21 protein-coding genes are annotated in these 15,472 nt (G+C 55.0%); 12 read left to right on the forward strand and 9 right to left on the reverse strand.

Annotation, left to right across the window (positions count from 1 at the left end; translation table 11 throughout):
* The first annotated feature begins 108 nt into the window (after positions 1-108).
* From DU506_RS00905 to DU506_RS00915, 3 genes are all read left to right on the forward strand, one after another.
* Positions 109-708, forward strand: coding sequence for a P-loop nucleotide/nucleoside kinase family protein (locus tag DU506_RS00905; protein ID WP_114485072.1), 600 nt, complete (start codon positions 109-111; stop codon positions 706-708).
* 14 nt (positions 709-722) lie between these two features.
* On the forward strand, positions 723-1,298 hold the full coding sequence (locus DU506_RS00910) for a hypothetical protein (protein WP_147273709.1): 576 nt from the start codon (positions 723-725) through the stop codon (positions 1,296-1,298).
* A gap of 71 nt (positions 1,299-1,369) precedes the next feature.
* Positions 1,370-2,278 carry a hypothetical protein gene (locus tag DU506_RS00915; RefSeq protein WP_114485074.1) on the forward strand — a complete coding sequence of 303 codons (909 nt, stop codon included), beginning with the start codon at positions 1,370-1,372 and terminating at the stop codon, positions 2,276-2,278.
* 622 nt (positions 2,279-2,900) lie between these two features.
* On the opposite strand, the gene DU506_RS21545 is transcribed toward DU506_RS00915, so the two are convergent.
* Positions 2,901-3,218 carry a hypothetical protein gene (locus DU506_RS21545; protein ID WP_181870651.1) on the reverse strand — a complete coding sequence of 106 codons (318 nt, stop codon included), beginning with the start codon at positions 3,216-3,218 and terminating at the stop codon, positions 2,901-2,903.
* Between the two features lie 177 nt (positions 3,219-3,395).
* Here DU506_RS21545 and DU506_RS21550 point away from each other — a divergent pair, with 177 nt between their 5' ends.
* Entirely contained in the window at positions 3,396-3,728 is a 333-nt protein-coding gene (locus tag DU506_RS21550; RefSeq protein ID WP_181870652.1) for a hypothetical protein, read from the forward strand.
* Positions 3,729-3,811: 83 nt separating this feature from the next.
* On the opposite strand, the gene DU506_RS00930 is transcribed toward DU506_RS21550, so the two are convergent.
* The 5 genes from DU506_RS00930 to DU506_RS00950 all read right to left on the reverse strand — a co-directional run bounded on the left by DU506_RS00930 (position 3,812) and on the right by DU506_RS00950 (position 6,319).
* Positions 3,812-4,315, reverse strand: a complete 504-nt coding sequence (locus DU506_RS00930) for a hypothetical protein (protein ID WP_114485077.1) — start codon at positions 4,313-4,315, stop codon at positions 3,812-3,814.
* 118 nt (positions 4,316-4,433) lie between these two features.
* Positions 4,434-4,892, reverse strand: a complete 459-nt coding sequence (locus tag DU506_RS00935) for a hypothetical protein (protein ID WP_114485078.1) — start codon at positions 4,890-4,892, stop codon at positions 4,434-4,436.
* Between the two features lie 49 nt (positions 4,893-4,941).
* Entirely contained in the window at positions 4,942-5,178 is a 237-nt protein-coding gene (locus DU506_RS00940) for a hypothetical protein (RefSeq protein WP_114485079.1), read from the reverse strand.
* Complete coding sequence (locus tag DU506_RS00945; RefSeq protein WP_114485080.1) at positions 5,175-5,627, reverse strand: hypothetical protein; 453 nt, start codon at positions 5,625-5,627, stop codon at positions 5,175-5,177. Before DU506_RS00945 ends, DU506_RS00940 begins: the two co-directional genes overlap by 4 nt.
* A gap of 80 nt (positions 5,628-5,707) precedes the next feature.
* Positions 5,708-6,319, reverse strand: coding sequence for a PH domain-containing protein (locus DU506_RS00950; protein WP_181870653.1), 612 nt, complete (start codon positions 6,317-6,319; stop codon positions 5,708-5,710).
* Positions 6,320-6,445: 126 nt separating this feature from the next.
* Here DU506_RS00950 and DU506_RS00955 point away from each other — a divergent pair, with 126 nt between their 5' ends.
* On the forward strand, positions 6,446-7,360 hold the full coding sequence (locus DU506_RS00955; protein WP_114485082.1) for a pilus assembly PilX family protein: 915 nt from the start codon (positions 6,446-6,448) through the stop codon (positions 7,358-7,360).
* A gap of 24 nt (positions 7,361-7,384) precedes the next feature.
* Here DU506_RS00955 and DU506_RS00960 read toward each other — a convergent pair whose 3' ends face one another.
* Positions 7,385-8,056 (reverse strand): hypothetical protein, encoded by a 672-nt coding sequence (locus DU506_RS00960; RefSeq protein ID WP_147273712.1) that lies wholly within the window; start codon positions 8,054-8,056, stop codon positions 7,385-7,387.
* A gap of 91 nt (positions 8,057-8,147) precedes the next feature.
* Positions 8,148-9,278, reverse strand: a complete 1,131-nt coding sequence (locus DU506_RS00965; protein ID WP_114485084.1) for a tyrosine-type recombinase/integrase — start codon at positions 9,276-9,278, stop codon at positions 8,148-8,150.
* Between the two features lie 116 nt (positions 9,279-9,394).
* On the opposite strand from DU506_RS00965, the gene DU506_RS00970 reads away from it, so the two are divergent.
* Both DU506_RS00970 and DU506_RS22425 read left to right on the forward strand, forming a co-directional pair.
* Positions 9,395-10,210 (forward strand): TraX family protein, encoded by an 816-nt coding sequence (locus DU506_RS00970; RefSeq protein WP_114485085.1) that lies wholly within the window; start codon positions 9,395-9,397, stop codon positions 10,208-10,210.
* Between the two features lie 196 nt (positions 10,211-10,406).
* Positions 10,407-10,535, forward strand: a complete 129-nt coding sequence (locus DU506_RS22425; protein ID WP_268877297.1) for a hypothetical protein — start codon at positions 10,407-10,409, stop codon at positions 10,533-10,535.
* A gap of 214 nt (positions 10,536-10,749) precedes the next feature.
* Here the strand turns inward: DU506_RS22425 and DU506_RS00975 are convergent, their stop codons facing one another.
* The gene (locus tag DU506_RS00975) at positions 10,750-11,388 is read right to left on the reverse strand and encodes a hypothetical protein (protein ID WP_114485086.1); all 639 of its coding nucleotides are present in this window, start codon (positions 11,386-11,388) and stop codon (positions 10,750-10,752) included.
* An 87-nt stretch (positions 11,389-11,475) separates the two neighbouring features.
* Here DU506_RS00975 and DU506_RS00980 point away from each other — a divergent pair, with 87 nt between their 5' ends.
* The 5 genes from DU506_RS00980 (at position 11,476) to DU506_RS00995 (ending at position 15,472) form a co-directional block, all read left to right on the forward strand.
* On the forward strand, positions 11,476-12,336 hold the full coding sequence (locus tag DU506_RS00980) for a DNA replication terminus site-binding protein (RefSeq protein ID WP_114485087.1): 861 nt from the start codon (positions 11,476-11,478) through the stop codon (positions 12,334-12,336).
* Between the two features lie 166 nt (positions 12,337-12,502).
* On the forward strand, positions 12,503-13,048 hold the full coding sequence (locus DU506_RS00985) for a hypothetical protein (protein ID WP_114485088.1): 546 nt from the start codon (positions 12,503-12,505) through the stop codon (positions 13,046-13,048).
* A 91-nt stretch (positions 13,049-13,139) separates the two neighbouring features.
* Positions 13,140-13,535 (forward strand): hypothetical protein, encoded by a 396-nt coding sequence (locus tag DU506_RS00990; RefSeq protein ID WP_114485089.1) that lies wholly within the window; start codon positions 13,140-13,142, stop codon positions 13,533-13,535.
* 67 nt (positions 13,536-13,602) lie between these two features.
* Positions 13,603-13,818 carry a hypothetical protein gene (locus DU506_RS21875; RefSeq protein WP_220254265.1) on the forward strand — a complete coding sequence of 72 codons (216 nt, stop codon included), beginning with the start codon at positions 13,603-13,605 and terminating at the stop codon, positions 13,816-13,818.
* Positions 13,819-13,870: 52 nt separating this feature from the next.
* Positions 13,871-15,472, forward strand: a complete 1,602-nt coding sequence (locus tag DU506_RS00995; protein WP_114485090.1) for a UvrD-helicase domain-containing protein — start codon at positions 13,871-13,873, stop codon at positions 15,470-15,472.

Here is a 15,472-nt window from a genome sequence, read left to right on the forward strand (position 1 = left end):
GGAGCCAGCGTGCCTTCTCGCTTAGCTCGCTGGCTCCTTGCCTAACGTAGTCGGAACCCGGTCACTTTTACTCAACGCATAGCGGTGCATCTGAACAGGCAACCCATTATGGCCAGACGATTAATCTTGATCGGAGGCATGCCGGGCAGCGGCAAGACATTAATCGGTAAGGCGCTAGCCGGACGCCTGGGCCTATTCGTAGACAAGGACACGGTGTCGCAGTTCTTTACCGAGCAGATGCTCCAGCTGCTGGGATCACACGTCGATGACCGTGAGTCTGGCGTTTATCTCGGCAAAGTGCGGGATATCGAATACGAGACGATGATGAAGCATGCGCTGGAGAATCTTGCGCTGGGGCACACGGTCATTTGCAGCGCACCGTTCATTCGCGAATTCGGTGATCCCCAGTGGCTGGATGGCATTCACTTTGAGGCCGAGCTGCTTGATGCGGACGTTATCAAGATATGGATTCATGTCGATCCGCGCACTGCGCGGGAGCGCATCCTTTCGCGTGGTGCCAGTCGTGATGTTTGGAAATTGATTAACTGGGATACCTATATCAGCACGATCCCCAAGACGGCGCCCTCAAACATTGGCGCGGTGGTGATCGATAATTCGTGCAGGCCAGAGTCACCTCTGTTCGAGCAAATTGAGGCGGTCGTGGCACGGTTGCAAGAGCCTATGCACGAAACAAGTCTCTCGCCCTAACGTAAGGAGCTGCGATGTCTATCCCACCATCCCTGAAAGCGTTACTCCCCGACAAGAACTTGAAGGAGGCGCTCGCCCGAATGATCGCCACCGAGGATGTCATGGGCATCACCTATAGCGAGGAAGGGGTGGCCTTGCTGGATAACGGACAGGAGATGGGAAAATGCACCCACTGCGCCTGGTGGATCATCGAGGCGCTGGGTGAGGGCGATGTCTATGGGTTTTGCACAAGGGACAACCCGGTTGGTAATCCCGATATTCAGGATTGGGTTGGAGGTCATGATTTCGCCCTGATTCGTGGTCGCTACATCGTTGACCCCTGGCTTGGGGTATACAGCGCCATGGTGCCGGCGGGAACGGTCTTTGACCTGCAGGAGCCTGCCGACAGAGCCGCCATTCGTCATCATTACGGCGACCCTGCGCGCTGGTCCTGGTTCTCACCGGACAGTCGGGAGTGTTGCTCTCCAGCCTCTCATGAGTACCCCAGCGACAAGCACCTCGTACTGCCGGACGCCAAGCCCATCGAAACGTTGAACCCGACGCCAAGGGTTTCAAGCGGTGCCTTGCGTTCAAAAACCTACGGCGGCTAGAGAGGCGAGATGCCGAAGGCAAAGGTATTCACGACCGTTTAACAAGATCGCCCATAACAAGAGGATGTCAGATGGATTTGTGCCCACGTTGTCACGGCGGCGAGATAAATGCCCCAAATTGCCCCTGCTGCTCGGGGAAAGGGTTTCTCACTGACGAAGCGCCTTCTCCCGAAAACACCATGACCGTCGTGCCGGACACGGTGCGAACTACACTCAATCGGCTGGGGATTGAGGAGCGAGAGAAAGAAAAGAAGCGCAATGTTCGCGTAGTGGCGGTAAAGAAGCCCCCTGCGCTCGTAGCCAAGGAAAAAGCCGACGCGCTGCGTAATGCAGAGGGGGAAGAGAAACGCCAGATTGCCGCGGCCAACTGGCAAGCCAAGATGCAGCGTCAGCGCCAGCGCCAGGCAGAAGCGATGTCTCGGGTGATCCATCGTGATGCGAACAACCGTCCGTGTGGCCCGGCGCTCGCCGCTCCCCAGTCTGAGAGAAAGCCAGCTCCGACCTGTCCGGGCCGCAAAAAGCCTACCCAAAAGAAGTCGAAAGTCGGCCGGAAAAGCGCGGCGCCAACCCCTAAGAAGCGTGGCGTCATGCCCCGGACTGACTGCAAGATTCGCTACTCAAAAAAAGAGGCATCCGCTGCTGAGATATTCAATACGCAGTTACAGGATCAACTTGGCCAATTGCTGGGTTTGCCGAAGGGTAAAGCGCAAGACGCAGGGTCACCGGCGGGCGACCATGCAAGGGCATCGGTAAGCGAGTCTCGCTTCGTTAGCCTGGGGTCATCTTCAGGTCGACCAGGCGGGGTGTCGCAAGACTTCCGGGACATCGATCGGGAAATTGACGAAGACGAGCGTGAAATCGCCAATGTGTTTCAAGCGCCACACACCGACGAAGATGCCACGCGCTACTTTGGCCATAGCTTCCGTGAAAGAGATGGGCGCTTTGGCTCGCTACCTGCCTACGACGACTACGACGAGTGAGATTCCCCGTGAAAGCGGGGATAACACCGGCAACAATTTCTCAAGACATAATGCGGCTATCCAGTTGCACCAAAATTCTCATGGAGAGGCTTGTCAACTACCTCGCCCTAAAGGGCAATGCTTGTAACAACAAGCCCGGTTGACCAGGGAAAGCGGTAGCCAACCCGCTACGTTTGCAACAGGTCGTCAAGACCCACCGCCGAATGCTTCTCTCAGTTCGGCGCTCTGGAAGATCAGGATCATGCTGGCGAAAGGTAAAGCGCCGAAGGTTCTGATCGCTGCGGAAACGCAGGAGCCGGTTGCAGACATTCCCGAGGGGAGATGGGGCGCAAGCCCCGCGTTACTAGGCCTTTACGGGCAGAGCCTAACAGCCCAGCAGGTGGAAAGCCTGCACCCTAATCCAGCACGGTGATGGCTATCGTTATCATCAAACAGCCACAATCTAACTGTAAGGAGAAGGGAAAAGGTAGCCTAGTCGCCCTTCGGGCGACGCGCTATCCCTCCCGGCGCTAAAGCAACCGGGTTTCCCGCGTAAACGATGATCAAACCTGAAGCATTGACACCAGACAGGCTGGGTAGCCTATGCAGCGCGATCACCGATAACCCAGATCGCTTTCGCGTTTTACGTCGAATTCACCTGAACCAGGCGACGCTTGGACCGAAACTTGATGCGTCCATGGCCGGCACAGTCCAGGAAGGAACGCCGCTTATCATCCTCATGCTCAAGGCTACTGGCAATGATGTAAGTGGGGATACGCCGGTCGAGATTGGCATGCTCAAGTGTTACGCCACTCGAAATGCGGATGGGAACTGTGCAATGTCGGTCGCAGCCGGTTACCAAGGCGTTGAGTTTCCAGGGGGTGCGCTTAGCGACGAACAGCAGGGCGCGCTGGGCTTGACGAATGAAGCGCTGCAAGGCCAGGCGTTCGATGACGCTCATATCGCTGCCTTGATGCATGATGACCCGATCGTCATTTCACACAATGCGCTAACAAGCCGGCGCTTTTTCGATACCCGTTTCCCTGCGCATGCGCGCCTTCGCTGGGGGTGCTCTGCACGTGATCTTGATTGGCACAAGCGGTACGGCTACCAGGGCAAAATCCTCGAGACCCTTTGCATGCAGACAGGCGCTTTTTACGAGAGCGGGCGTTCGATTAACGAGGCTGCTGCGCTTGCTTGGCTACTTAATCGCCATTCCTGCATGGTTAGCCAATTGCTGGCGCGAGCAGATCAGGATGAGACGCTGGTGGATGCCTTCGGGCTGCCATTGGAGCAGAAAGCCACGGTACGTCAGGCAGGCTTTGAGTGGGTGGCTGATGGTCGGGGTAAACGGCTACACAAGCGGGTGCCTTTTGATCAGGCGGAATCCCTGCAGCAGTGGCTCACGGGGCTGGGAGCCGTGCCTGGGCTGGTCACGCTGGACTGCCGATCGCGGTTTGCGGCTATGTGATAACCGCTGAGCGGTGAAAGAGCTGGCGCCTGAGACCAACGGTCGAGGCGCCATTTTTTTGTTTCTGGGGATGGGTCAAAGAATCACGCGCAAACGACTTTTTCTGCAGAGGTACAGGGCGTTATTGCGACGAGGTTCGTAATCATTTCCAGCGGTACCACCTGGGAAGGATCTTTCAGGGGATGCCTGTCGAGCAGGTCAGCGGCCATGCCTGTTACCGCTGTTCCCTGAAGGCTGGCCACTTCATGTTGCAGATGGCATAGGCGCAGTAAAGTACAGTTGTGGCGGATTGGGTTGGCGCGATCAGGAATTGTGCGCGGGCCACAATTGCGAGCGACGTAGGTGGCCATCACCAGATCGGAGATCCCTGCACAGAGAAGGGCAGCGCTGTCCTTGTCGATGACAAGATCTCCGTCGTGGCAAAGCCTATCCAGCAATTGAGTGAGCCGGGCAGCATAGTTAGGGCGCTGCATCTCCCAGACGAGACGATCATCCAGGTGGCTTGTATCTCGCTGTTGCTTGAGGGTATCCAGCAGGCAGGAGACAGAGATTGCGGCTAGGTGGCGATCGCTGAAAGAGAGTTGCATGGTGGGTACCTCAGGAGCGAAATTTGCATACCACCCATATAGGGGTCCCTTGTGACCGGTGGGCGAAAATATGTTGGTTATTTCGAAAAGGGTGCGTAGTGGCGTAGGCCAGGGTCGTTTATCCGGTGATTAGCATCGGCTCCCACCACGGCGTGATAGGCACGACCTCGCCGGTATCCAGAATGTGCTCGTGGTCATCGGCGAAGGCCCTATAGCGTGAAATATGCTTTTTACAGAACGTCTCGAGGTCAGGCTCGGACAGCCTCGGTGAAAAAATGCTGCCGGCCGCAAGATTGCCTATCAATGCGGTACCATCAGGGAACTCATGCAAGTCAGCCAGGCACATATCCATAACCATACAGATATGCTGGCGATTCCTGGCATACTCGCCAACCATGAGCCGGATAGGTTGCTGGTCATGTGGGGTCGCCGGTAAATATTGGGTACCGTCCTTGACGTAGACGGGGCCAAGCACATCAAGAAGCTTTGCAGAGACCCGAACCAGATCGCCCTTTTTTAGATCCTCGAGTGGCGTATCGATCCACTGGTCATAGTGCAAGCATGGAACGCTGAGCATTTCTTTTCTCCGTAGGTAGCTTCGTGGGTGAGGCAAAGGGCATGCCCGTTCAAGGGTAAATTTCTGACTCGATCGGAAAGTGCTGTCCGTTATACGTAAAAGTGATGTCACCCCCGTCTGTGATACTGACCAAGGCCAGCTGGCGCATGCCGGAAGACACTCGCCGCCAGTGAAGCGCAACGTGCTTTCCGCGAAAGTCACGCGCCAGTGTGTCAGCCACCTTGCCGAGGCTCGATGCATGATCCTGGCCGTGACTGCGGATGATGACTGGAAGCTCAGCACTCATAAGCTAATCGCCTCTGTGCTACGGACGGGAGCGTGATGGGCAGGGCTTGAAACAGCCGGGGCTTGCCTCGGCCGATACAAGGCATTGGCGGTAAGGTCGGGGCTCATGTTCACCACATCCAACGCAAACTGGTAACTCGAGAGATCTGTGGCTGAAAGGCGGGTACCGTGGAGGATGCCGGAAAGATCTTCGCGGGTATTCACGGTTTGCACCAGGTCCTCGAGGGCGGCAGCAAGAATAAGGTTCTCGCGGTCGGTAAGGGCACCCCTCTGGATGGCGGTCATCTTGAGGTGGAGCCGATGCAGCTCAGCACTGCTGTCTTGGCTAGCCCAATCAAGCGGTGCCAGCATCCCTTTAATGTGATGGGTGCTGTGTTTTTCCCAGAGCGTTTCTTCAAGACTGGCGAGTGCGGCAAGGACGATATCGCGTTGGCTGTCGGTGTAGACCATGGGGGTTCTCCTGTAGCGCGTATGGGTAGCTCTCTTTACCACCGATATAGGGGTCTATCGTCCTTGCTGGGCGAAAACGCTTACCCAAGAGACTGCGTTCCTTCAAATTCGCGGTAACCCTGGCGCTGGCGTTCTCTCTGGTTGAGCTCATTGACCCATTCCTTCATCTCATACACGTCCTTCTGGCCAGGAATGTCGAGAATCGGGTGTGAGCGATCCACGGTATCGAGCCGAAGTGTTCCCAGGCCTAGAAGTCGCTGGGTGATCGGGCGAAGGGCGATAATGTCTCGAATACGCGACAGCTCGACCTGATCCCTGCGGCGATTGAGAATGCCATGGGTGTAGTTGATTCGTTGGCTTGTGAAATGAAATTCCATGACCGCCAGCGAGAGCGTCTTGCGGATGGCGGGAAACAGACAAGCAAGCCAAACAAGGCCGTACACCCATGCTTGCCATGTCTCGTAGGGAAAGGCCTCACCCATCACGTCCGCGATCGACTGGGCGATCCAGGTCACCGGCAAATGCAGGAGTTTCAGAATTTCCATGACCACAAAGCCGAGGAGGCCGTAAGCGAGCCAGGTGGGCACCGCGGCTTTCAGTGAAGGTTTCAATGTGGCCAGTGATACCTCTTCTTCAGGCTGCGCAGGTGTGCTCTGGTGAGATGGCGGTATGTTGCCGTTACCGTTTTCCATGGCCTTCCCCAATTTTATGGTGTTCACACCAGTATATAGGAAAAGCTGATACCCTGACGTTGTGAAACCGCCATTAACGCCTTGCCGGATACCCATACCTTGCCCAATTATCTTTCGAGAAATGCCATGAAATCCCAGCAGGGCGCCGCGCTGGTGATAGTGATGGTGCTATTGACAGCAATGCTGATGCTGGGGGTGTCGATGATGCAGTCCTCCTTGATCGATGAGCGTCTGGCCGGCAACTATCGAGCGGCGGTCCAGGCGCAGATGAGTGCTGAATCAGAAGCGGCTGAAAGAATGTTCGTCGTCGCGGATGAATCCGGCTTGGATTGCCAGGATGCCATGGTGCTAGATGCATCAGGACGGGAAGACTGGGAGGCGGGCTTTTACCACTCAGACACGCACTCAGGCAGCCGTTACACGCCTTGCGTGCTGACCGATGAGCTCGGCTCATTCGTATTCGTGATCGAGGGCTATGTCGGCGATTCAAAACGACCAGAGGCGAGTCACTTCATGCTGGCGGGCAGTCTGGCAGGCCAGAACACCGGTGCGGATCCGAGCGAGATACAGGCAATCACAGAGTTCATCGACTATATCCAATCCCTGCTGGGAAGCGATGACGTGATCGCCAGCTGTGATGCGGGCACGATTATGGCAAGCGGCTCGAGCATCGCCTTTTGCAACGGAGACTATGTGGGACAGATTGATTCTGGGATGGAAAACATATTGCTGGTGACAACCGGCAGTATCACTACAGGCGTGGGCGGGCAAGGGCAGCCGTCTACGTTCTCCACCTCGCTGGTAGCACTTGGAGATATTGTGGTGTCGGGAATGGGCAATGATGTTCTGGAGGGTATCGTCTGGTCTGGCGGCGACATTACCTTCAACGGCAATGCTAACGTGATTGGCGAGGTCATCTCCATTGCTGAGAATATCACGGTGAATGGCCGCGAGCGCCTTGAGGCGGGCGAGGCTATCGCTGACCTGCTGGAAGAGTCAGGATTATCACCGGCTGATGACTACATCTGGCGCCAATTTTAAGTCACGCCCGGCAGGCGTAGGTAGTCAGGCGACGGTCTTGGTTTCGGCCTGAACTCGCCACGCTTCATCAGCGAGGGCGTTCAATTTTTCCTGAGTCATGGGTTCATGTGCATCATCCATGAGCTTTCCGCCCAAGACAGCGCCAGCAAAGGCCAGCGAGATTGCTTCCTGTAGGGGGTTGATGTCCGTTGCAATGGCGCGGTGTGGCACGATAAAGGTTAGCCCTTGCACCAGGAGGCTATCCCTTGCTTGAAGTTGATCCGGGGAAGGCAGGGCGCCAGGATTGAAGGCGCTGAAGACAGTGAAGAAGTAGTGCCCCATGCTGCTTGCGCCGTGATACCCCTTGAGGTTGTCGTCATACGTGGCCAAGCCGCTTCCCATTCGCTGAAGAATGAAGGAATTTAGGCTGTGGTCATCATCCATCACGACGGAGAAAATGAAGGCGCCCCCGTCAGCCGGAAGCGTTTCCACGGCTTGACGACAGATACTGGCGTGCTTTGCATGGCGGGGTACGTCTGAGGTTGCGGATGCAGGTTCCTCACTCGGGTTGGGGGTTACCCTGTGAGCCGTCTGGGTGTGATCGGCGCGCTCAGGCGAGAGGGTGTTTAACGCTGGCGCGGTTCTTTCGGCTCGAACCCTCCGGATGCCGTCCATTATAATCAGGCTGCAAAGCCCGAGACCGAAAAGAATCAGCATGACTGTAAACTCCATAACAAACTCATAATCCGTTGTTTATATCAATGCATTATAACATGAACGAATTATGGCCTGTTGACGACCGATAACACTACTTGTCCTGGAACAAGCTTTCACCGACGCTGGCGGCTTTCTGCAGATAGGCTTCCTTGTCATCTCGCACATAGGTCTCGGTAGTCGATGAGTTGGAATGCCCGAGCAATACCTGCAATTCACGAATGCTCATCCCATGTTCATGCATGGTCGTGGCGAAGCTTCGCCGCATGTCATGAGGGGTAACCTCAATACCGATAAGATCCGCTATCGTCGTGTTGCAGCGCTCCCTGACCTTATTCAAAATGTAGTTGACCGCAGTCACGTTGAGGCCGACGTCGTTAATCCTGGGCGTTGCTCGGTTGTTGCCGTAGCGGCAAAACAGCGCCCCAGGTGAGTAGCCGCGCTCGGCATCCAGGTATTGAATAAGCTCCTCCCAAAGGGGGTCGGGAAGCCTTAGGTTGCGTTTTTTAGTGCCTTTTCCGTGTATTTTTATCTTCTTTTCGGCGAAATCAAAGTCTCGGGGAATATGGATACTGATCAACTCTTCGCGCCGAATCCCAAGAAAGCCGAGAAACAGGATCATCAGGGCATTGCGATTGGCCGTGAGAGTCCCGTCAGTGCGAGCTGTGGTGACTAAGCTCTTGATGACGGAGAGGTTTTGAGCGCGGCCCGCTGGTTCTGGATGATTTTTTGCGGGTTTAATGGCGCGGATACGTTCATAGGCGTCCGGGGTCATGATCTCCATACCCCAGCTTTCCTTGGCTGTCCCTTTGAGGGCCGAGAGGTAAGCGTTGCGCGTACTTGGCTTATAACCCTCATCCCTTAGTCGGCCCAGTACAAACTTGATGGCCGGCACCTTGAGATCGTGCCACACCACATACTCGTAATCGTGTGCGCCAAAGTAGCGAGCGACGTTGTTCAGCAGGTACATCTTGCTGCGGGCGCCGGAGGGAGATCCCTGGCTTTGCAGATGAATATGGGCGGGATTCTCAAGACGAGGAATAGGGTGGTTGGTGATCCTGACAACTGGCTTCGTCGCGTCAATGGAATCGTCACGATTCAGGTGGGCATCGGGAAGAAATGAACGCGACGGCTTGGCTGGCAGCCTGCCATCGGCGGGCTTAGACGGCGGAAGCTGAACGGCCGTGCCAGGACCTTCGTGCTTTACTGGCTTATCTTTGCTCATGGATGCGCTCCATTGATTGCGGGTGTATCAGGCCGAGTCTGCGCTGCACGGCCAATAAAATAACAAAAACAGATATACTGACTACAATACCGTAATAATATAAATGAGTTGGCCGAATGCTCACGAAAACGCAAGTGATTCCAGCGACTTCCTACGATAGGGCGCCTGCGCCACGATCTTCTCATTGGACGCTTTGGGGGCAATGGATTGCAGTGTTGACCATGAGTGCCGACCACGCTGCTCGCTTTCTCTTTCGTGAGGCTGCGTTTGCCGATGGGGTGACAATCACGGTCGGGCGGATCGCTTTTCCCGTGTTTGCCGGCATGGTGGCCTGGCATGCGCTTTACAACACACGCAGCTTGCGCCGCTATATCGGCCGAATTCTGTTGATTGCGATCGCGGCCCAGCCGTTGGTGATGTGGCTCAACGGTTATCCGCACATCGCCTACTTGAATATTTGTTTCACCCTGGCACTTGGGTTGGGGGTAGCGCGCTGGGGACAGCACTGGTATCGGGTATTCCGCGAAGGCCGGCGGAGCATGGCGCTGCTTTTTATTGAGGCGCTGGCCATGGGCCTTGGTGTTCTCGTGGTTTCCAGCTTTTTCGAGTATGGCCAGGCGGGGGTATTGCTGGTGCCACTGTATATGCTCAGTTTCCATACGTTGAGAAAGGCGATGGCTGAGCAAGGCATTATTAAAATTGCCGGCGCTTGTGGTGCGATTCTCATGACGGCCTTGATTGCCAGTCTGGCCAATATCAATCCGGTGTCGACGCTGGTGGCCACCATGACAGCGCTCGGTATCATTGTGCTGGCTGCGGGACCGCGAGTGCCGATTCAAAAACCACGCCTTTGCCTGCCACGCAGCGTATGGCTGGCATGGTATCCCGTGCATTTTGCCGTTCTGGCGCTGATCGTCCACATTATCGGATGAAATCCGGGTTTTCGGGTCGATCACAGGCATCACTCCTTTGGCGGTGAATAGCGCTGAAAGCCTTATGTGCTGTGGCTTTGCGTGTGTTCGTCATCTATATTCGTAGCGCTGTGCGCAAAATCTATTATGTGGTGCGGGGCAATACCCGCTAGATTTTACGTAGGAGCGGCTTTTTGAGTCCCGCGGACGACCATCTATGCAGACCTGGGTCACCATCATCACCGATGATTATGTTCACAGCGAAACTCAGCGCATGGAAAATTGGTTGGTAGGCGTACCGACAGACGATGCCCGCTGGGTGATATTGATCCAACCGCCCTACTGATTTCAAACTAATCATAACGTCAATTATGTTCGGTTTGAATTTGGATTGCCAGGGCTGCTTGCCCTCTCTTGCGCGATGAATGAATAAAGTTTGAACCGTTGTGTTGGGGTTTCTTGGCAGGTATTCACGTTGCGCGGGAGGCCCTGCATGTGTGACGGAACCTACCCACTGCAGTACAGAGCCTCGAGGCTATTCATCTCGCGGACTTAAATCCTTAAAATCTAGCCGGCAAGCTCTCGGTCATTTGGTAAAACCATGACAAGCTATCGGGCATCGTGATGTAGGTATCAGGAATTTCGGGGTCGGTCTCCTGGCGCACGGCGACACAGGCTCCTTCATCGGTTACAAAAAGCTCCCAGGGCAGATCGGCATCAAATTCGACGCGAATTCGTTGGTGTTTGGATTCTCGGTTGCTTGAAGCATCCCGCATCAGCTCAAGAAGGTTGCGCAGGCAGCACAGCGCTTCACTTTCTGGAAGGTGTGCCCATAAGTGAGGAAGCTTATATAAATCAGGGTTTGACACTGCTTTCTGGACGGTGGCTTCGGGAGCGCTAATGATCTCGGCGAGCATGTCCTCGAGGGGCCGGTCTTTGTAGTCAATGCCGTTTATTTCCTCGATAAAGCCTGGCATATCGTGAAGACTGCGCAACGTGGTATGCAAAGCAGTGGCATTTTCCGCATGAATAGTACCTTGGTCAGGCAAACGGAAAACATAAAGTTTGGCACTGGGATATGGGTAAGCGCCGAACCTAGCAAAAGCAAGGCGATGCAAGAAAGTCCGTAGACTGTTTTCCACTTCATTAACCGGGAAATCAGTTAATAACTCGACCGGATGATCGGTTGCTCCTGGCATAGTGCGCCCCGTGGGTTATGTCTTTATGGTGTACTATTAAGCATATCACTGTTTGCTTGAGCCAGGCTTTAATTCAGGAGGTGTGCCGTGGCGCATCAATACCGTTATTTGTCAGCCATTGAAAAAGCTTTTGATCAGATAGTTACGGCCACTCACCAGCTTATTAACCAGTACAGTAATGACCAAACTCATGCTTGGGCCCTGCACTCCCCGAGACCAGACGCGGCCTGGCTTGAGACCGCATTGCTCGACTATTGGTATGAGGAGGGTCAGGACGGGCGCAGCACACGGCCCTATATTGGCATGATCGCGGCTGGGCCGGATCTGCTGGAGGCTGTGGCGGCAGTCAATGCCGCAAAAAGTGTTTTTTCTCAGGTGCTTGCTGAGATCAAGCGGGAGGAAAAGGCCCTGATTCCCGAGCTCAAGGGCAGCCTCCCTGCTCGCCACCCTGCCCTGGCTTCCAATCTCTCCGGGGCGGGTCTGGCCAGGCTTAACCTCAAGCAGTGCTGGCGCCATATTCCGGTTGCCGATGCGCCGGTCGAGCGTGTTCACCTGAGTTGGTATACCAGTGGCCGCTCTATCAAGCGACTGACGGTTGCAGCAGTTGAACAGAAGCTAATGAGCATGAATACCGACTCTCAGCATGTAGAGATCCTGATGAAGACATTGGCGTCAGTTCCCAGCCGAGAGCCGCTCGCCCAGGTGCAGACGCTTGCCCCGACAATGCGTGCTAACCTTTTCTTTATTGACCCTTTAAGGGATGGGCGGGACCGCCGGGCAATGAATGTACCGCTTCCGCTGTTTATCCCATCAATAGATGGCAGGCTGCCGCTTCATAACCAGCCAACTCCCTTCCCACCGGAAAGCAGGACCCGGAAGGTGCGCAGCGATGAGAAGCTAGAAGAAGAACCCTTTCTGCCTTCATTGCGGATCTATCGTTATCGTTGATAGCTTGCATTCGCAACTTATACGCACCTGATTTATTTCTACTAAGATAATTTAGCCAATCGAGGGTTTTATGCTTCGATTGTAACGATATCCTTCCTGCCTTTATGTCAGCTGAATGCGGGTGTAGGATGTCAACAGTGTTGACACGCATACAGGGGAATGGGCGATGCTACTCATTGAGTATCTCACCAAGAAAAGGGAGCTTGAAGCACTTGAGCAAGAGATTGAGTCGCTGAAAGACACTGCCGAAGTAAGGGCCGATCTTGAATTAGTCGATCGGCTGAACGCATTGATGGCTGAATACGCTATTGGGTTCAACGAGCTTCAATACATGCTTGAGACTCCCGGGGTGATGGCCATTGGCTTCGCAACAGCAGAGCCAATGCCCCAGGAAGTGGACTCCTTGGAGGCCGCCCCGGCATCAGCATTAGAACCCGAACCACCGAAGCCGAAACCAAAGCCAAAGCGTCAGGAAAAACAAAGTCAGGAAAAACAAAGTCAGGAAAAACAAAGTCAGGAAAAACAAAAGCAGCACAAGCAGGATGCGCCGGCATCGGCTCCAGGCTCGATTTACCGAAAGCGCCCGCTGAGGGTCTTTCGCAACCCCCATACCGGTGAAGTGATTCGCACCCGCGGGGGCAAGCACCGTCAGCTGACAGAATGGAGCGCTCGCTACGGTCCCGATGTGGTCGCTGAGTGGCAAGAAGAGTAGCTGCTGTGAAGTGCCTCCGGTACGACGCCCGCAGTGGCATATTGGTACAATGCTACTACATAGGGTGGTTTATTTAGTCAGGAGGTGCCTCATGCACAACAATGACAATAACGTTCAGGACGATTTCTTACGTGGGGTGTTTGGCGATGTTTTCGATGGCGCCGAACACCAATCGAGTGCACAGAAAAGCGCGCTGAATGACGTCCACTTCTGCCGTGCGTTCGAGTGCTGGTCTGTGGATGTGCTGGATGATGTGGCGCGTCCATACTGGATCGTCGGTATTTTGGTCGGCCTGGCAATCACTATTCTGCCTTGGGTGGTGCTTAGCTATTTCATTGGCAGCATCGGGGGGCTGTTCTACCACCTGGTGTTCTCTGGGCTGTTTGGCCTGATCGCTTATCGGTTTATCGCTTACGGTGGATCAGAAAAGCCTACAACTGAAGCGATGGCTTACATTGAGCGCGAACGCACACGGTATTTCGGCTGAAATTCAATGTTCTGGTATTGTGTAGTGTACACTGAATGGACAATGTAGAGATTGCCAGGAGCGTGTCGTGTTCACTGTCCAATTCAAACTGTGCTTTCGAGATTCCGAGTGGAAAGTCCTTTCCGAGCACCCTTCTTTCGCCTACGCCAGGACGGTCGCAGAGCATCGCTGGCGTAATGTCGCTGCGGTCAAGGTGTGCGATTCAGACGGCGTAGCAGTCTGGCCCTCGCCTACCTTCAACACAGATGCCGGGTCGCTTTCAGCGACATTATCCCGGCATTGAAGCCACGCTATCTCCCTTTCCCTGATCCATTTTCTCACCGGAGACCTACCCGATGAAGCCCACCCCTGAGCAGCAGAAAGTCATCGATCTGGGGTCTCAAGGGAAAAGCTTGAAAGTGGAGGCCTATGCTGGCTGTGGCAAGACTGCGACTCTTGTGAATACAGCCCGAGCAATCAAGGGTAAGGGACTCTATCTCGCCTTCAACCGAGCTAACGCACTCGAAGCGAAGAAAAAATTCAAAGGCTTTGCTGACGCGGCGACCATTCACTCTTTGGCCTACCAAGCCGTGGGCGTAAATTTTGGCGATCGGGTTGAAGGCGAATTAGCGGGCAAGCTCTCTGCATACCGCCTGGTACAGTTTTTCAATTACGCAGCGCTTGGGCCTATTACTCCCCTGGGGCGAGCTACCCTGATTCGGGAAACTCTCTCAAACTGGATGAATTCCGCCGCAGAGCTGCCGGAAACCCAGCACGTTCCCATGGAGCAAGCCCAGCTTGCCGCCCAGGCGGCGAATCAGAACCTCTCGCGTCCTGCAATGTTGGCCGAAGTGATAGCCAAGGACACACGCAAGCTGTGGGAAGAGATAATAACCGGCGGCAGTCTTCCCCTTCCGCACGATGGGTACCTAAAAATTTTTGCGCTGCAAAAACCGGTATTCCCCTGTGACTACATCCTTTTCGATGAGGCACAGGACGGAAACGAGATGATGATGGAGCTGATCCGAAGCCAGCCCTGCCAGCAGATATACGTAGGCGATGGATTTCAGTCGATCTATAGTTTTCGGGGCGCGGTAAACATCCTTGCACAGATTACCGACCTTCCCACTTGCCACTTGTCCCAAAGCTTTCGCTTCGGTACCGAGATCGCGGATCGAGCCAACGTGGTGCTCGAGTGTCTGGGTGCAAAGGTGCCATTGAAGGGCTTTGATACTGATCGCACAGAGCTGGGTCAGCGCTCCGCCATGCTGTTTCGCAGCAATACCACGATATTCTCCGAGCTTCTGGTGCAGGTGCTCAAGAACAAGCGCAAGGTGGCCGTGGTCGGCGGTACGAAAGATATGGCCCAGGTTCTCAGAGCCGTTGAGTCACTCAAGGCCGGAGAGGAAACGCCCCACCCCGACTTCGTTGGCTTTAGCCGCTGGGAGCAATATATCGAGGCTGCCGAGATCCCCGGCGCTCCTGCCGACATGGTGCGCCTGGTCAAGGTATGCAAATCCAATCCGGTCAAGGCACTCCGCTACGCCCTGCAGCTTTCGGATCGGGTCAAAGAGCATGAGGCGGATATCGTGGTATCCACCGCGCACAAGTCCAAAGGGCGCGAGTGGCCCTACGTAAGGCTTGGGAACGACCTTTACCGGCCGGACAATAGCCCCGAAGCCGAGGAACCCTTTCAGGAAGAGGAAGCCCGCTTGGATTATGTGGCCCTCACCCGTGGGCAAGTGGGCATGGAGGGTGGCGAGGAAATGATGGCGGCGTTTCTTGAGCGTCAAGCCATGCTGCGCGAAGGTCAGTTGAAGGATGGCGTCGATCTGGATATCAATACGCTGATTCGTGACCTGAAATCGCTCCCCCCCAAGGCGCGTATGGAGCGGCTTACCGGCCTGCCTTCTGATATCCAAGGGAAACTGATGGCACGACTGCAGCAAGGTGCCTGA

The organism is Vreelandella rituensis (assembly GCF_003336665.1).
Lineage (GTDB): Bacteria > Pseudomonadota > Gammaproteobacteria > Pseudomonadales > Halomonadaceae > Vreelandella > Vreelandella rituensis.

Excerpts from the sequence above, each read along its gene's own strand:
- DU506_RS00935 (WP_114485078.1), bottom strand. The coding sequence starts at position 4,892 with ATGCTCAGCGTTCCATGCTTGCACTATGACCAGTGGATCGATACGCCA.
- DU506_RS00930 (WP_114485077.1), bottom strand. The coding sequence starts at position 4,315 with ATGCAACTCTCTTTCAGCGATCGCCACCTAGCCGCAATCTCTGTCTCC.
- DU506_RS00995 (WP_114485090.1), top strand. The coding sequence starts at position 13,871 with ATGAAGCCCACCCCTGAGCAGCAGAAAGTCATCGATCTGGGGTCTCAA.
- DU506_RS22425 (WP_268877297.1), top strand. The coding sequence starts at position 10,407 with ATGCAGACCTGGGTCACCATCATCACCGATGATTATGTTCACAGCGAA.
- DU506_RS00945 (WP_114485080.1), bottom strand. The coding sequence starts at position 5,627 with ATGGTCTACACCGACAGCCAACGCGATATCGTCCTTGCCGCACTCGCC.
- DU506_RS00915 (WP_114485074.1), top strand. The coding sequence starts at position 1,370 with ATGGATTTGTGCCCACGTTGTCACGGCGGCGAGATAAATGCCCCAAAT.
- DU506_RS00965 (WP_114485084.1), bottom strand. The coding sequence starts at position 9,278 with ATGAGCAAAGATAAGCCAGTAAAGCACGAAGGTCCTGGCACGGCCGTT.
- DU506_RS00910 (WP_147273709.1), top strand. The coding sequence starts at position 723 with ATGTCTATCCCACCATCCCTGAAAGCGTTACTCCCCGACAAGAACTTG.
- DU506_RS00905 (WP_114485072.1), top strand. The coding sequence starts at position 109 with ATGGCCAGACGATTAATCTTGATCGGAGGCATGCCGGGCAGCGGCAAG.
- DU506_RS00955 (WP_114485082.1), top strand. The coding sequence starts at position 6,446 with ATGAAATCCCAGCAGGGCGCCGCGCTGGTGATAGTGATGGTGCTATTG.
- DU506_RS00975 (WP_114485086.1), bottom strand. The coding sequence starts at position 11,388 with ATGCCAGGAGCAACCGATCATCCGGTCGAGTTATTAACTGATTTCCCG.
- DU506_RS21550 (WP_181870652.1), top strand. The coding sequence starts at position 3,396 with ATGCAGACAGGCGCTTTTTACGAGAGCGGGCGTTCGATTAACGAGGCT.
- DU506_RS00990 (WP_114485089.1), top strand. The coding sequence starts at position 13,140 with ATGCACAACAATGACAATAACGTTCAGGACGATTTCTTACGTGGGGTG.
- DU506_RS00960 (WP_147273712.1), bottom strand. The coding sequence starts at position 8,056 with ATGCTGATTCTTTTCGGTCTCGGGCTTTGCAGCCTGATTATAATGGAC.
- DU506_RS00985 (WP_114485088.1), top strand. The coding sequence starts at position 12,503 with ATGCTACTCATTGAGTATCTCACCAAGAAAAGGGAGCTTGAAGCACTT.
- DU506_RS00970 (WP_114485085.1), top strand. The coding sequence starts at position 9,395 with ATGCTCACGAAAACGCAAGTGATTCCAGCGACTTCCTACGATAGGGCG.
- DU506_RS00950 (WP_181870653.1), bottom strand. The coding sequence starts at position 6,319 with ATGGAAAACGGTAACGGCAACATACCGCCATCTCACCAGAGCACACCT.
- DU506_RS21545 (WP_181870651.1), bottom strand. The coding sequence starts at position 3,218 with ATGAGCGTCATCGAACGCCTGGCCTTGCAGCGCTTCATTCGTCAAGCC.
- DU506_RS00940 (WP_114485079.1), bottom strand. The coding sequence starts at position 5,178 with ATGAGTGCTGAGCTTCCAGTCATCATCCGCAGTCACGGCCAGGATCAT.